The sequence below is a fragment of the Pseudomonas lundensis genome (assembly GCF_015377145.2).
GTDB lineage: Bacteria > Pseudomonadota > Gammaproteobacteria > Pseudomonadales > Pseudomonadaceae > Aquipseudomonas > Aquipseudomonas lundensis.
Genome location: NZ_CP062158.2, coordinates 2,722,907 through 2,737,246, shown reverse-complemented (window position 1 = coordinate 2,737,246; position 14,340 = coordinate 2,722,907). Strand labels below are relative to the sequence as shown.

Genomic DNA, 14,340 nt, shown 5'->3' with positions numbered 1-14,340 from the left:
TCTCTTAGCGGAAGGTCTGTAGTGTTCGGGTCGGCATTTCTGTGAGAACGGTTGACCCGGTGCTTTAGCTGCCTTTTGCCGTAACGATGCTGGCCACCAGCCGGGGCTGGCAATTGAGGTAAGCCGAGGACTGCAGCCAGCGTTTATCGGGGTACCAGGCGAACATGAACTGTCCGTCCTTGAGTTTGTCTACCACTTTACGCGCCACCTGTGGGCGAACCGCCGGGCAGCCCTGGCTCCGGCCGATGCGCCCTTGGCGCTCGCTCCAAAGTGGATTCACGTAGCTGGCGGCATGAATCACAATCGCCCGGTCGCGTGCCCGGTCGTTGATGCCGGGCTCAAGGCCATCCATGCGCAACGAGTAGCCATGGGTGCCTTTGTAGCTTTCCTGGGTGCGGAACAAGCCCAGGCTGGACTGGTAGCTGCCTTCGTCATTGGAAAATTGGGTGGCGAAGTTTTCCCCGGAGTTTTGCCCGTGGGCCACCAGGTCACGCAATACCAAGCGTCTGCTTTGCAGGTCGAAGATCCACAGCCGGCGCGCTGTAGAAGGCTGCGAGTAGTCAATCACGGCCAGATGGCGTGCCTGACTGGCGCCATTGTTCACGGCGCATTGCATGGCGCTGATGGCACTTTTTAGTGCTTGGGGATTGAGTTCTGGTGCTGCCTGGGCGAGGCTGTTGAACAGTACCGGTGTAGAGGGGCTGGCGGCGAACGCAGGGCTGCAAAGCGTGCCCACGGTCGCGGCGGCCAGACAAAGCCGTCGCAGGAAAGTCAGCATAGGTTGAGAATTCTCACTGATGTATTGGCTCCAGATGCCCCGTCCAGACAGCTATTTGCCTGTGTAAAGCCGACGGGTGTTACGGTTATCCATCAACCATGATGGCCATGGATTGGAGTAAAGCAGTTGATCAAAAAACACGCATGTTACTTGAGCATTGCTTTGCTCGCAGCGCCATTGGTCGTTCTGGCCGATGAGGTGCCTGTGGACCCCGCGACGATGATTCAGGTTGCGCTCACAGATTTGCCCCGCGAATGCCCCACGCTGGCCCCGCGGATCAAGCCCGCCGACCAGCAATGGCTGCAGGCGTTTTATCAAACTCAGCAGTATCAGCCGCTGTGGTCAGTGGACGGCCGTCTGGCCGCGTTGCAGACCGAACTGCCCACGCTGGCCGACGATGGGCTGGCCCCGGCGCATTACCCGTTGCCTAAAGAGCAGGGGGTGTGCGCTGACATCGACACCAGTTTTCAATACCTGCAAGCCTTGCAGGACCTGCATTTCGGTCGTCTGAACCCATCACGTTTCGAGCCTGTATGGCACTCCGGCGATGAAGCGCCGGACCGACAGGCCGAGATTCTGGCGATTGCCGGGCCGGGGTTGCAGGACATACGCAGCGCGTTCGACAAGGCGCGCCCTGCGCTGGAGCGTTACCAGAACCTGCGCAAAGTCTATGCCCGCGAACGCGTGCGGCCGCTGCCTCACTGGCCTGTAGTGGGGCAGGGGCAATTGCTCAAACCTGGCATGCAGGACCCGCGGGTGCCCGTGCTGGCTGAGCGCATGCTGAGCGAGGGTTATCTTGATCACCTGCCCAAGCCCACAAACACGACCTACGGCCCGGAACTGGCCGCCGCCGTGAAGAGCTTTCAGCTGGATCATTCACTGCAAGCCGATGGTGTCATCGGGCCGGGTACGCTGAAAGAGATGAACGTCAGTGCGCAGGCGCGCCGGGATCAATTGCGCATCAACCTGGAGCGATTTCGCTGGATGGCGCAGGACTTCGAACCCACCAGCCTGCTGGTCAACGTGCCGGCCGCGTTGCTGATGGTCTATCAAAATGGTGTGCCGGTCTGGCAAACCCGCACGCAAGTGGGCAGGCCGGACCGGCAAACACCACTGCTCAAATCCCGCGTCACCCGTTTGACCCTCAACCCCACCTGGACCATCCCGCCGACCATTTTCAAGCAAGACAAACTGCCGCAAATTCGCCGCGATCAGTCGTACCTCGCGCGTCATGACCTGCAAGTGCTCGACAGCAGCGGTCGGCAGCTTTCACCACAAGAGGTGAACTGGGAGCGTCCGGGCAACATCCTCTTGCGCCAGGGCGCAGGTCCGCGCAATCCGTTGGGCAAGATCGTGGTGCGTTTCCCCAACCCGTTTGCCGTGTATTTGCACGACACCCCAAGCCAGGCGCTGTTCAGCAAAGCACCGCGGGCCTTCAGTTCTGGGTGTGTAAGGGTGGAGTCGGCCTTCGAACTGCGAGACTGGCTGGTCAATCCTGCCGAAAAAGCTCGCACTGAAGAATTGCTCAGCACGGGGCGCACCCATGAGTTCCGGCTGGAACAGCCGATGCCGATCTTGATGACGTACTGGACGGCCCAGGCCGACAAAGACGGCAAGATCACGTATGCGCCGGATGTTTACGATCACGATCCTGGGTTGATCGCGGCACTGGCGAGCAAGTCAAAAGCCGACTGAAATCGCCTGCAGGGTTCAATAAGGGGTGGCATGCACCCCTTTATCGAGGACGGCTCACCCTTGTGACGCCCTGAACGCCCGCTTTACTATGGCCCCCCCCATTTTCCCCAAGAGAGAACCGCATGAACGGCTGGCCGGACACACGCTTCATCGACTTGGCAGGCATTGCCGCCCCCCTGATTCAAGCCCCGATGTTGGGGGCGGGTGCCGACGTGATGATCGGTGTGGCGAAGGCGGGCGGTTTGGGTTCACTGGCCTGTGCCACCCTGGATCTGGCGACGATTCGCAGCGAAGTCGCAGCCTTTCGTGACGCATGCGACAAGCCCTTGAACCTGAACTTTTTCTGCCATGTGACGCCTGTTGCCGATGCCCAACGGGCTCAGCAGTGGAAGACGCTGTTCAAGGGGTACTACGACGAACTCGGCGCCGACTTCGATGCGCCCACACCCGTGTCCAGCCGTGCGCCGTTTGACGACGCCACCTGCGCCCTCGTCGAGCAGTTGCGACCGGAAATCGTCAGCTTCCACTTCGGCTTGCCCGCACCGGCGCTGGTGGCACGGGTCAAGGCATGCGGCGCCAAAATACTGAGCTCCGCCACCACGGTCGAGGAAGCACAGTGGCTCGAACGCCATGGCTGCGACGCGATCATTGCCATGGGGTACGAAGCCGGTGGCCACCGGGCAATGTTTTTGAGCGATGAACTGACCACCCAGATCGGCACGTTCGCCCTGGTGCCGCAGATCGTCGATGCGGTTTCGGTCCCGGTAATCGCCGCCGGGGGCATTGCTGATGCGCGCGGGATAGCAGCAGCGTTTGCCTTGGGGGCGAGCGCGGTGCAGATCGGTACGGCCTACCTGTTTTGCCCGCAAGCCACAGTGACTCACCCCCATCGGCGGGCGTTGCGTGAAGCCACGTCGAGCCAGACCGCGTTGACCAATCTGTTCACTGGGCGGCCTGCGCGCGGCATCGTCAATCGGGTGATGCGCGAGATGGGCCCGATGCATCCTCAGGCCCCGGCCTTTCCACTGGCAGGCGGGGTTCTGTTGCCGCTCAAGGCCAAAACCGAACCCCAGGGCTCGGGGGATTTCATCAACCTGTGGGCCGGTCAGGCATTTACTTTGAGTCCGGGGCGCGCTGCCGACCTGTCGTCCTATGAACTCACGAAAAGACTGATCGACGATTACGCGGCCCGCCGTCCAGTTTGATCAGGCGCTGTGCGGCAGGGCACCGTAGCGGGTTTGCGCCACATGACCTGCGGCGCGAATCAGCAAACCGATCGAACCGAGCACTGGCACACTCACTAGCAACAAACTGTAACGCAGTGACTCAAGGCCAAACGCCGGCTGCAACGCATCACTGAGCAACCCGGCCAGCAGCGGGCCGGCGCCAATACCCAGCAAGGTCGACACAATGGTCTGCAAGGCCATGGCCGTGCCGCGTCGGCTGGCGGGCACCAGTTGCGTCACCAGGTTGTATGACGGCGCCACCCACCACACGGCAAAAAAACTGTAAAGCGCGCACCACAGCATGGCCCCGGGGACCGGCAGGCTCCCCAGTTGCACCAACACGGTGTCGGGCCACAACAAATACGCCACCAACGCCGCCAGCGCCGCGACGTGCCCGATGATCGGGATGCTCACTTGCCAGTGCGGGTTGCGTGGCGTCAGGCGGTCACTCAGCCAACCGCTGAACAGCGCGCCGATGCCCGCGACACCGCCACCAATCACACCGGCCAACAACCCCGCATGTTGCAGCGACAAACCATGGGAGCGCACCAGAAAACTGGTGTTCCACATGCCAATGGCGTACGCACTCAGGGTGCACAAACCGCCCGCCAGGATCAGGCAGCGGTAGGCGGGAATGGCCCATAATGCGCGTGCTTCCCCGCCTAAACTTTGCAACGGATGAGCGGCGTGCACACCGGCCAGGTCCCAGCGCCCGCGAGCCGGGTCTTTGACCACAAACGCCAGCACGGTTGAGAACAGCAGCGCTGGCAGGCCAATGGCGATAAACGCGGTGCGCCACCCATAGTGTTCAACCACCCACGCGCCCAAACTGAGCCCGATCACCGCCGAAAAGGTTGGCGCCGCGGTAAAACAGCTGATCGCAAAGGAGCGGCGGTGGGGCGGGTAGAGGTCGGCAATGATCGACATGGATGCGGACGTGGTGGGTGACTCGCTCACCGCTACCGCCATGCGCGCCAGTGCCAGCATCCAGAAGCTCACCGCCAGCCCGCAGGCCATGGTTGCGATCGCCCACAACAGACACGCCACGGCCAGCAGGCGGGTGCGCGACATGCGATCGGCCAGACGCCCGGCGGGCAGGCCGAGCAGGGCATACACACCGGCAAACGCCAGGCCCGATATCAGGCCCAGCGCGGTGTCACCCACGCCGAACTCGCGTTTGACCGGTTCAATCATGACCGCCAGAATCTGCCGCCCGACAAAGTTGTCAGCGAAGATGGCGGCCAGTAATAACAGCAGGCCATGGCTGCGCCAGCCGACATGGGCGTTGGGCATTGTCGATTCTCTGTCCGCTGAACACACCGTAAGCGCCGGCAACCCCTGAAGGGCTCAGGCGCGTTGACGGGCCAGGGTCATGGCCGTGTCTTCGATCATGTCCTCCTGACCGCCGACCATGCCGCGACGCCCCATTTCCACCAGAATCTTCCGGGCAGGCACGCCATATTTTTTCTCGGCGCGTTTGGCGAACAGCAAAAACGACCCATACACCCCGGCATAACCCATGGTCAGCGCGTCGCGGTCGCTGCGAATCGGGAAGTCCATGATCGGCACCACCAAGTCTTCGGCCACGTCCTGTATGCCAAACACGCTGACGCCGGTCTCGATGCCCATGCGGTCACACACCGCCACCAGAATTTCCATGGGCGTATTGCCTGCGCCTGCGCCAAGCCCGGCCGCCGCTGCGTCAATCCGCGTGGCGCCGGCGGCGATGGCAGCGATGGAATTGGACACCCCCATCGACAAATTGTGGTGGCCATGAAAGCCGATCTCGGTGTCCGGGTGCAGGGCGGCGCGCAAGGCACTCACGCGGGCACTGATGTCGTGGGGCAGCATGTAACCGGCAGAGTCAGTGAGGTACACGCAATTGGCGCCAAAGCTTTCCATCAGCTTGCCTTGCTTGACCAACCCTTCAGGGCTGTTCATGTGCGCCATCATCAGGAACCCGACGGTGTCCATGCCCAGTTTGCGGGCATAGGCAATGTGCTGTTCCGACACGTCGGCTTCGGTGCAATGAGTCGCGACCCGAATCGTGTTAACCCCCAGCTCATGGGCCATTTGCAAGTGGTCCACGGTGCCGATGCCGGGCAGCAACAGCGCCGAGACCCTGGCGTTTTTCATCATCGGGATCACGGCCGACAGGTACTGCTCATCGGTGTGGGCCGGGAAGCCATAGTTGACCGAACTGCCGCCCAGGCCGTCGCCGTGGGTCACTTCAATCAGCGGCACCCCCGCAGCGTCGAGGCCGCAGGCAATGTCTTTCATCTGTTGCAGGCTGATCTGATGACGCTTGGGGTGCATGCCGTCGCGCAGGCACATGTCATGCACGGTGATTTTTTTGCCGCGAAGGTCCATGGTCGGCTCCTTAAACGAGGGCGGGTTGCGGGGCGTGGGCGTGCAGTTGCAGGTCGCCCTTGAGGAGTTGCTCGGCAAACATCTCTGCGGTTCGCGCCGCCGCTGCCGTCATGATGTCGAGGTTGCCAGCGTACGTGGGCAAGAAGTCGCCCAAGCCTTCGACCTCCATAAAGATCGACACCCGGTTGCCGTCAAACACCGGCCCGTTGACCAGTTTGTAACCCGGTACGTACTGCTGCACCTGGGTAATCATCTGGGCAATGGCCTGGCTGATCGCGGCCTGGTCCGGTTCGGTCTCGGTCAGGCAATGCACCGTGTCGCGCATGATCAGCGGGGGCTCGGCCGGGTTGACGATGATGATGGCCTTGCCTTTTTTGGCGCCGCCCACCTGCTCGATGGCGCGGGCGGTGGTGCGGGTAAATTCGTCAATGTTTTTGCGCGTGCCGGGGCCTACGGACTTGGAGGCCGCCGTGGCGACAATTTCGGCATAGGCCACGGGCTGGACGCTGGACACCGCTGCCACCAGCGGGATCGTCGCTTGCCCGCCGCAGGTCACCATGTTGACGTTCATCGCGCCGCGTTCGAGGTTGGCCGCCAGGTTGACCGGCGGCACGCAGTAGGGGCCGATGGCGGCCGGGGTGAGGTCGATCATCAGCACGCCCAGCTCATTGAGCTTGCGGCTGTTTTCGGCATGCACGTAGGCCGAGGTCGCATCGAAAGCAATCTGGATGTTGTCGCTCAGCACATGGGGCAACAGGCCATCCACGCCGTCACTGGTGGTGTTGAGCCCCATGTCCCGGGCCCGCACCAACCCCTCGGACGTGGCGTCGATGCCCACCATCCACACCGGTTCCAACACCTCGCTGCGCAACAGTTTGTAAAGCAGGTCGGTGCCGATGTTGCCGGGCCCGATCAGGGCGCATTTGATCTTTTTGGTCATCATTGAGCTCTCGATCACAGGTTCAGGACACAAAACGCAGGCGGGCGCTGCCCAGCCCGCTGAGGGTCAGGCTGACGTCATCCCCCGGCAGCACGGGCACCAGCGGTGCCAGGGCGCCGGAAAGAATGATTTCGCCTTTGCGAAACGGGATGTCGAACTGACCCAGCGTATTGGCCAGCCACGCCACGGCTTCACAGGGATGGCCCTGAACCGCAGACCCCAGGCCCTGGCCTGCGGGCTGACCGTTTTTGCGCAAGTTCAATTGCACCTTGGCCAAGTCCAGCTCCCGGGGGTTAATGCGTTCATCCCCCAGCGCGAAGACCCCGCACGACGCGTTGTCGGCCACGGTGTCCTGAATGCGGATGTTCCAGTCGACAATGCGTGAATCGACGATTTCAAAGCACGGCGCGACCCAGTGCGTGGCGGCCATTACGTCATCAGCGGTGATGCCCGGCCCGTGCAGGTCTTGCCCGAGCATGAAGGCAATTTCGCCTTCGGCCCGGGGTTGCACTAACCGGTGGGTTTCAAAACTCACGTCACTGTCATTACCGACCTGCATGCGATCGGTCAAAAAGCCGAAATCGGGTTGATGCACGTCGAGCATCTCTTGCACCGCGCGGCTGGTTACCCCGATTTTCTTGCCGACAACCTGTTCGCCCAAGGCTTGGCGGCGCTGCAAGAAGCGCAGGGAGATGTGGTAAGCCGTTTCCAGCGTCAGGTCCGGGTAGCGTTGCGTCAACGGCGCCACGCTGCGGCGTTCGCGCAGGGCGTGAAACAACTCATCGCCCAGCGCTTCAATCAGTTTGCTGTCCATAAATGTTCTCTCTGGGCCCGTTGTCGCGGCCTGTACACCCGATGACCTGGGCAGGGGGGGCGGGCTCAGCCCGGCCACACGCTCGATTCGGCGCCGCCGTCCACTTCAAGGATTTTCCCGGTGACCCAGCGCGAGGCCGGGGAGGCGAGGTACAGCGCAGCGGCGGCAATGTCGTCAGGTTCGCCGAGGCTGTGCAGCGGGGTGGCCTTGATCATGCTTTCGCGCATGGGCACTGGCAGCACGCGGTTCAGGGCATCGGTGAGGATTGGCCCCGGTGCAATCGCGTTGACCCGCACCTGCGGCGCGAAATCCTGTGCCAGCAAGCGCGTCATATGGCTCAGGGCGGCTTTGGCGGTGCCATAGGCGCTGAACTGGGTTTGCGCGTAACGGGCAGCACCGGAGGTGATGTTGATGATGTTGCCGCCGCCCGCGTCGCGCATGTGCGGCACGCACAGCTGAGTCAAGTGGTACGCCGAGGACACGTTGAAACGCATGATCTCTTCGAAGCGCTCAACGGTCAGGGTCAACGGGTCATTGGGGCCGGCGCCTCCGGCGTTGTTGACCAGATGGGTGATGCGGCCCATGTGCTCGCGCGCCTGGGTGATCAGGGCGGCGCGTTGTTCGGCGTCATTCACGTCGCACTGCACGGCCAGGGCGCGTCGCCCCAGGTCGCGCACGGCGTCGGCCACGGCTTCGACATCGCTCAGGGTGCGAGCCGCCAGTACCACGTCGGCACCTGCCTGGGCATAGGCCAGCGCAATGGCGCGGCCGATACCACGCCCGCCGCCGGTGATGACGGCCACGCTGCCAGTGAGGGTAAAGCGTTGAATGATGTCCATGAATATCCCTTGTTTTTGTTATCCGAAGGCCTGTGCATTCTGCACACGACTCAGCGTGGCGCCCACAGGTCGGGCAGGCCGGGATCGCTGGCGGCAATCAGGCGCTTGAGCAGCACCTTCAGGGCTTGCGCGTCGCCGGGGCCGAGTTTGGCCGACAGGTTTTCTTCGACCGCCTTGGCCAGCGCCAATTGTTGCAACGAGGTCTCGCGGCCCGTGGCGGTCAGCACATAACGCGGCGCCTGGTGACTGCCCTCGACGGCCACCAGGTTTTGTTTCTCCAGAAAACGCATGCTGGCGGCCGTCACGACGTGGCCGGTGTAGCTGACGAAGGTGTTGATCTCCGACAGGCTCAGGTTGTCGCGGATGCACAGCACCGAGAGGATGAAAAACGCGTGCTCGTCCAGTTGCTGATTGCTCAGCAAGCGGTGCAGCGCATCCAGCAATTGGTAGTGCGCACGGCCGAGCAAGTACCCGAGCAAATCTTCGGTGTAGCTGCACTCGGGGGGCGGCGGGGTGGTGGCCAGGCGCAGTTCACTGCGCGGTTTGCGCGTCGCCAGCGCGTACTGCCCGCTCTGGAACGCCAGCGGTGCGCGGTCGCTGTGATCGAAGGCGAGCACTTCACCGACAAAAATCACGTGGTCGCCGCCTTCGTACTGGAACGCGGTGCGGCACTGAAAACGTGCGGTGCAGTCCTGTAACAGCGGTGCCTCGCTGATGCCGTTGTCGAGCTGGATTTCCGCGAACTTGTTCTCGCCCTGCATGGCAAAACGACCTGACAGCGGCTCCTGCTCGGTGGAGAGCACGTGCACATTCCAGTGTTTGCCGCTGGTAAAGACCGGCAGGCTGCGCGCGGTCTTGGCCAGGCTCCACAACACCAATGGCGGGTTGAGCGAGACTGAGTTGAAGCTGTTGGCGGTAATACCGATGGGCGAGCCGTCTTGGGCCTGGGTGGTGATGATCGTCACCCCGGTGGTGAACGTGCCCAGCGCCGTGCGGAATGCCTGCGGGTCGAAGCTGCTTTGCATTGCCATGACGAACCTCATGGATTGAATTTTCGTACGTGCAGTATTCGCCGCCAGGCCACGGGCTACATCGTCTCAACGGACTAACGAAGGCGGCCGATTATCGTCCGATCGGACGAGGCGTCGGGCGCCCCGATTGGCTAGTTTCCGAGGCATTGACCCACCCGCAGCCTCTTTCACAGGACTCGCCCATGACGTGCACTCAGATCACTCCCGAGCAACTGCCGCAGGTGCTACAGGCACAAAAATCCGCGTTTGTCGCCCATGGCCCGGTCAGCGCCCAACAGCGTCGCGAACGCCTGCAACGGGTGATCGAGTTGCTGGTGCGTTATCAGCAGCCGCTGGTGGACGCCATGGACGCGGACTTTGGCGGGCGCCCGCAAGGGTTCTCGCTGATGAACGACGTGATCGGTTCGCTGGCCTCCCTCAAATACGCCCGCGACCACCTTGAGCACTGGATGCAAGACGAGCCGCGCGAGGTGTTTTCACCCTATGACCAGTTGGGCGCCAAGGCGTGGGTCATGCACCAGCCCAAGGGCAGCGTCGGCATCATCGGCACTTGGAATGCGCCACTCTTTACCTTGCTCAGCCCGTTGGCGTGTGTGCTGGCGGCGGGTAATCGGGCCATTCTCAAACCGTCCGAGGTGGTGCCGCGCACCGCCGCCGTGGTGGCGCAAGCGTTTGCCGAGCTGTTCGATCCCCTTGAAGTGGCGGTGGTCAACGGGGATGCCGAGCTGGCGCAGGTCTTCACCTCGCAGCCGTTCGATCATCTGGTGTTCACCGGCAGTACGGCTGTGGCGCGCTCGGTGATGCGCAACGCAGCCTTGAATCTGGTGCCGCTGACGCTGGAGTTGGGCGGTAAATCGCCGGTGATCATCTCGCGTACCGCCGATCTGGCCAAAGCGGCGTTCAGCATTGCCGCCGCCAAGGCCAATAACGGCGGGCAGATTTGCATCAACCCCGATGTGGTGTACGTGCCGCAGGGGCTGCTGGACGATTTTCTGGGAGCGCTGCGCACCGCTTACGGTGAGCTGTTCTCGCGCATCGAAGACAATCCGGACGTGGTGGCGGTGATTAACGCCCGGCACTTGCAGCGGGTCGAAGGCTACGTGCAGGACGCCCGAGATCGCGGCGCCCGCATCGAAAGCTATCCGCAGCCGTTGGCAGTGGATGAGCAGCAGCGCCGACGGCCGTTGCAGGTGGTGGTCAATCCACCCCGCGACAGCCAGATCCTGCACGAAGAAATCTTTGGCCCGGCGCTGGTGGTGCTGCCGTACGCGCAGCTCGACGAGGCGCTGGCCGACATTCACAGCCGTGAGCGGCCATTGGCCTTGTATTACTTCGGCCAAAACGAAGAGGAACAGCGCTACGTGCTGCAACACACCCATTCCGGCGGGGTGACGATCAATGACGTGATGATGCACGCCGCCCTGCACGATGCGCCTTTCGGTGGCATTGGCGCGTCCGGCATGGGGCATTATCACGGCCGCGAGGGTTTTCTCGAATTCAGCCACATGCGCACGGTGTTCAAGGCGCCTGCCCATGATCCGCGTCGCGAGTGGGGCTTGTTGCCGCCCTATGGCGAGCACTTTTTGCCGACGATGCAATCGATGGTCACGGCCGATTGATGGTCGCGCGCTCGGCCCTGAAAACAACAATAAATTCGGAGAATGACTGTGCAAGAGACGCCTGTGCTCACTGACGAACTGCCAACCGCTGTCGGCTGGCCGCGCCGCCACGTACTCAAGGCCGGGGCCGTGGCAGTGGGGGCCGGGTTGCTGGGGCGCTTTGCCCAGGCGGCTGACAGCCCGGCGTTGTCCCAGGCCGATTATGTGCAGATGGACGCCTGGCGCATGGCGCAGGCCGTGCGTCAGGGCGAGGTCAGCCCGCAGGCATTGCTGGCAGCGGCCATGGCCCGTTGCGATGCCGTCAACCCCAGGGTCAAGGCGGTCAACCTGCGCCATGACGACTACGCGCAGGCGTTGCTCAAAGCGCGTGAGGCCAGCGCCACGTCAACCTCCGGCAGCCTGGCCGGGGTGCCGATTCTGATCAAGGACCTCAATACCTACCTGCAAGGCACGCCCACCACCCATGGCTGCCGTCTGTTCAAAGATGCCGCTGCCGCGCCGCATACCAGTACCCTGATTGCCCGTTATCAAGCCGCGGGGGCGGTGCCGTTCGGCAAGACCACCTGCCCGGAGTTCGGCTTGACCACGACCACCGAATCCCTGCTGTGGGGGCAAACCTGCAACCCGTGGAATCTGGCCATGAGTGCCGGGGGGTCCTCCGGCGGTGCGGCCGCAGCCGTGGCGGCCGGGATTGTGCCCGTCGCCCATGCCACGGACGGTGGCGGTTCAATTCGCATCCCGGCCTCTTATTGCGGGCTGGTGGGCCTCAAGCCGGGCCGTTACCGTACGCCCAGCGGCCCCGGCAAGTTCGAAGGCTGGTTCGGGGCCAGCGTCGGCAATGTGGTATCGCGAAATGTGCGGGACATGGCGCTGTTTCTGGATGCCGGGCAGGGCCATGAAGCCGGGAGCCCGTATTGGACCAAACCGCTGGCACGGCCCTACGTGGACGAGTTGCAGGCCGCGCCGGGACGTTTGCGCGTGGGGCTGGTGCGCGAATCGCTGACCGGTGCGCCGCTGGACCCTGAAGTGGCGCGGGTACTCGACGCGACCGCTCAGCGGTTGTCGGCGCTGGGGCACGACGTGGAGCCTGTGCGTTTGCAGGTCGATCCGCGGCAATTGTTTGGAGCCCATGGCGCGGTGATCGGTGACGCGCTGTTGACCTTGGTGCGTGACCGTGAGCAAGCGCTGGGCCGCAGTGCCACGCCTGAGGACCTGGAACGCATTACGCAAGTGGTGTTGGGCAACGCGCAAAAAGTCACGGGCGAAGCGTTGTATCGCGCTCGCCAGTCGTTTGAGTCGATTGGCGGCTACATGGAAGACCAGTTCCGCCAGCTCGACGTGATCCTGTCCCCGGTCACGGCCAACGTCACCCCGAAACTGGGGCTGCTGAGCCTCGACCAGCCTTGGGACAGTTACGCCCACAACGCCATGGGCAGCGCCGGGTTTACCGTGCTGGCCAATGTCAGCGGGCAGCCCGCCATCTCGCTGCCCGTGGGCATGAGTGACACCGGCATGCCGATTGGCATGATGCTCACCGCCCCGATGGGCGGGGAAGATGTGCTGCTGCGCCTGAGTGCGCAGCTGGAACAGGCGCACCCGTGGGCCAAATTGCCGACCCTTTGATCCACCCGCCCGCGTCTTGACATTGACCTGTTACAACGCACTGCGTAGCCTTGCGCGTTCGAGGTTCTTCGCCACGCGAAGCTAAGAAGGGAACGCGGTATGCCGCGGCTGCCCCCGCAACTGTAAACGGTCAATTGCCTTGCAAGGCCACTGCTCCAGGGAGCGGGAAGGCGCAAGGAAAGACGCAGCCCTCCGGCTGCTGTCAGCCGTAAGCCAGGAGACCTGCCTCGTGAGCGTTTTTTACTTCAACCGGGCGGGGTGATCCGGTGGCGAATACGGCCGTGCAGCGTGTGCGGCCTCGTCCCGTATGCCCGCCGCTTTGCCAAAGGGCATCCGATGAAAACACTGGCCAAAACCCCCGTCACCATCGTCACCGGCTTCCTCGGTTCGGGCAAAACCACCTTGCTGCGTCACATGCTGGACAACGCGCAGGGCCGTCGCATTGCCGTTATCGTTAATGAGTTCGGCGAGCTGGGCATTGATGGCGAAATCCTCAAGCAGTGCTCTATCGGGTGTACCGAAGAAGAAGCCAATGGCCGCGTGTATGAACTGGCCAACGGCTGCCTGTGCTGCACCGTTCAGGAAGAGTTCTTCCCGGTGATGCGCGAGTTGGTGGCGCGCCGTGGCGACATCGACCACATCCTGATCGAAACCTCCGGCCTGGCGCTGCCAAAGCCGCTGGTCCAAGCCTTTCAGTGGCCTGAAATCCGCAGCGCCTGCACCGTAGACGCCGTGATTACTGTGGTCGATAGCCCGGCCGTGGCCGCGGGCACCTTTGCCGCGTTCCCGGACCAGGTGGATGCCCAGCGCAAACTCGACCCGAACCTGGACCACGAATCGCCGCTGCATGAGCTGTTCGCCGACCAACTGGCCAGCGCCGACCTGGTCATTCTCAATAAAGCCGACCTGATCAGCCCTGAAGACCTCGCCAAGGTGCGTCTGGAAGTGGCAGAAGAACTGCCGCCTGCGGTCAAAGTCATCGAAGCCAGCAGCGGCCGTTTGCCGCTCGACGTGTTGCTGGGGCTGGGTAACGGCTCGGAAGCGCACATCGACAGCCGCCACAGCCATCACGATCATCACCATGAAGGCGATGACCATGACGACCACGATCACGACGCGTTCGACTCCATCTCCATTGAGCTGCCCCAGGCCGAAGAGCGCGTGCTGCTCGAAGCCCTGACGCAGTTGGTGATCCGCCACGGCATTCTGCGGGTCAAGGGTTTCGCCGCGATTCCGGGCAAACCGATGCGCCTGTTGATTCAGGGTGTGGGCACCCGTTTTGACAAACATTTCGACCGTGCCTGGGCGGCGGATGAAAACCGCGTCACCCGGTTGGTACTGATTGGTCAGGACCTGGACGCCGCGCTGCTGGAATCCACCCTGCGCACTGCGCTGAGCGCTTAAG

The 14,340-nt window shown here is 62.9% G+C and carries 12 protein-coding genes and 1 riboswitch; of the genes, 5 read left to right on the top strand and 7 right to left on the bottom strand.

Translation table 11 applies throughout. From position 1 onward, the window contains the following. Window positions 1-64: 64 nt before the first annotated feature. Window positions 65-778, bottom strand: coding sequence for a murein L,D-transpeptidase catalytic domain family protein (locus IF654_RS12690; protein WP_047280759.1), 714 nt, complete (start codon window positions 776-778; stop codon window positions 65-67). A gap of 126 nt (window positions 779-904) precedes the next feature. Between IF654_RS12690 and IF654_RS12685 the strand changes: the two genes are divergently transcribed. Both IF654_RS12685 and IF654_RS12680 read left to right on the top strand, forming a co-directional pair. Continuing rightward, on the top strand, window positions 905-2,473 hold the full coding sequence (locus IF654_RS12685; RefSeq protein WP_047280758.1) for a L,D-transpeptidase family protein: 1,569 nt from the start codon (window positions 905-907) through the stop codon (window positions 2,471-2,473). Between the two features lie 122 nt (window positions 2,474-2,595). Beyond that, window positions 2,596-3,678, top strand: coding sequence for an NAD(P)H-dependent flavin oxidoreductase (locus IF654_RS12680; RefSeq protein ID WP_083333565.1), 1,083 nt, complete (start codon window positions 2,596-2,598; stop codon window positions 3,676-3,678). Here the strand turns inward: IF654_RS12680 and IF654_RS12675 are convergent, their stop codons facing one another. The 6 genes from IF654_RS12675 to IF654_RS12650 all read right to left on the bottom strand — a co-directional run bounded on the left by IF654_RS12675 (window position 3,679) and on the right by IF654_RS12650 (window position 9,693). After that, window positions 3,679-4,992, bottom strand: coding sequence for a spinster family MFS transporter (locus IF654_RS12675; protein ID WP_083333566.1), 1,314 nt, complete (start codon window positions 4,990-4,992; stop codon window positions 3,679-3,681). Between the two features lie 54 nt (window positions 4,993-5,046). Continuing rightward, the gene (gene dmpG / locus IF654_RS12670) at window positions 5,047-6,069 is read right to left on the bottom strand and encodes a 4-hydroxy-2-oxovalerate aldolase (protein ID WP_194862394.1); all 1,023 of its coding nucleotides are present in this window, start codon (window positions 6,067-6,069) and stop codon (window positions 5,047-5,049) included. A 10-nt stretch (window positions 6,070-6,079) separates the two neighbouring features. Further along, entirely contained in the window at window positions 6,080-7,009 is a 930-nt protein-coding gene (locus IF654_RS12665; RefSeq protein WP_047274643.1) for an acetaldehyde dehydrogenase (acetylating), read from the bottom strand. 22 nt (window positions 7,010-7,031) lie between these two features. Continuing rightward, window positions 7,032-7,823, bottom strand: a complete 792-nt coding sequence (locus tag IF654_RS12660; RefSeq protein WP_047280755.1) for a fumarylacetoacetate hydrolase family protein — start codon at window positions 7,821-7,823, stop codon at window positions 7,032-7,034. Between the two features lie 65 nt (window positions 7,824-7,888). After that, window positions 7,889-8,662, bottom strand: a complete 774-nt coding sequence (locus IF654_RS12655) for a glucose 1-dehydrogenase (RefSeq protein ID WP_194862395.1) — start codon at window positions 8,660-8,662, stop codon at window positions 7,889-7,891. 50 nt (window positions 8,663-8,712) lie between these two features. Next, window positions 8,713-9,693 (bottom strand): flavin reductase family protein, encoded by a 981-nt coding sequence (locus IF654_RS12650; protein ID WP_047274627.1) that lies wholly within the window; start codon window positions 9,691-9,693, stop codon window positions 8,713-8,715. Between the two features lie 146 nt (window positions 9,694-9,839). Between IF654_RS12650 and IF654_RS12645 the strand changes: the two genes are divergently transcribed. The 3 genes from IF654_RS12645 (at window position 9,840) to cobW (ending at window position 14,339) form a co-directional block, all read left to right on the top strand. Further along, on the top strand, window positions 9,840-11,312 hold the full coding sequence (locus IF654_RS12645; protein ID WP_269059450.1) for a coniferyl aldehyde dehydrogenase: 1,473 nt from the start codon (window positions 9,840-9,842) through the stop codon (window positions 11,310-11,312). A gap of 42 nt (window positions 11,313-11,354) precedes the next feature. After that, a complete protein-coding gene (locus IF654_RS12640; RefSeq protein ID WP_047274625.1) occupies window positions 11,355-12,935 on the top strand; it encodes an amidase in 1,581 nt (526 codons plus the stop codon). Window positions 12,936-12,979: 44 nt separating this feature from the next. Continuing rightward, window positions 12,980-13,179, top strand: a riboswitch (cobalamin riboswitch). Between the two features lie 92 nt (window positions 13,180-13,271). After that, window positions 13,272-14,339: a cobalamin biosynthesis protein CobW gene (cobW, locus tag IF654_RS12635; RefSeq protein ID WP_047274624.1), complete on the top strand. Its 1,068-nt coding sequence runs from the start codon at window positions 13,272-13,274 to the stop codon at window positions 14,337-14,339. Window position 14,340 lies beyond the last annotated feature (1 nt).

Excerpts from the sequence above, each read along its gene's own strand:
- dmpG (WP_194862394.1), bottom strand. The coding sequence starts at position 6,069 with ATGGACCTTCGCGGCAAAAAAATCACCGTGCATGACATGTGCCTGCGC.
- IF654_RS12690 (WP_047280759.1), bottom strand. The coding sequence starts at position 778 with ATGCTGACTTTCCTGCGACGGCTTTGTCTGGCCGCCGCGACCGTGGGC.
- IF654_RS12680 (WP_083333565.1), top strand. The coding sequence starts at position 2,596 with ATGAACGGCTGGCCGGACACACGCTTCATCGACTTGGCAGGCATTGCC.
- IF654_RS12650 (WP_047274627.1), bottom strand. The coding sequence starts at position 9,693 with ATGGCAATGCAAAGCAGCTTCGACCCGCAGGCATTCCGCACGGCGCTG.
- cobW (WP_047274624.1), top strand. The coding sequence starts at position 13,272 with ATGAAAACACTGGCCAAAACCCCCGTCACCATCGTCACCGGCTTCCTC.
- IF654_RS12640 (WP_047274625.1), top strand. The coding sequence starts at position 11,355 with ATGACTGTGCAAGAGACGCCTGTGCTCACTGACGAACTGCCAACCGCT.
- IF654_RS12675 (WP_083333566.1), bottom strand. The coding sequence starts at position 4,992 with ATGCCCAACGCCCATGTCGGCTGGCGCAGCCATGGCCTGCTGTTATTA.
- IF654_RS12660 (WP_047280755.1), bottom strand. The coding sequence starts at position 7,823 with ATGGACAGCAAACTGATTGAAGCGCTGGGCGATGAGTTGTTTCACGCC.
- IF654_RS12665 (WP_047274643.1), bottom strand. The coding sequence starts at position 7,009 with ATGACCAAAAAGATCAAATGCGCCCTGATCGGGCCCGGCAACATCGGC.
- IF654_RS12655 (WP_194862395.1), bottom strand. The coding sequence starts at position 8,662 with ATGGACATCATTCAACGCTTTACCCTCACTGGCAGCGTGGCCGTCATC.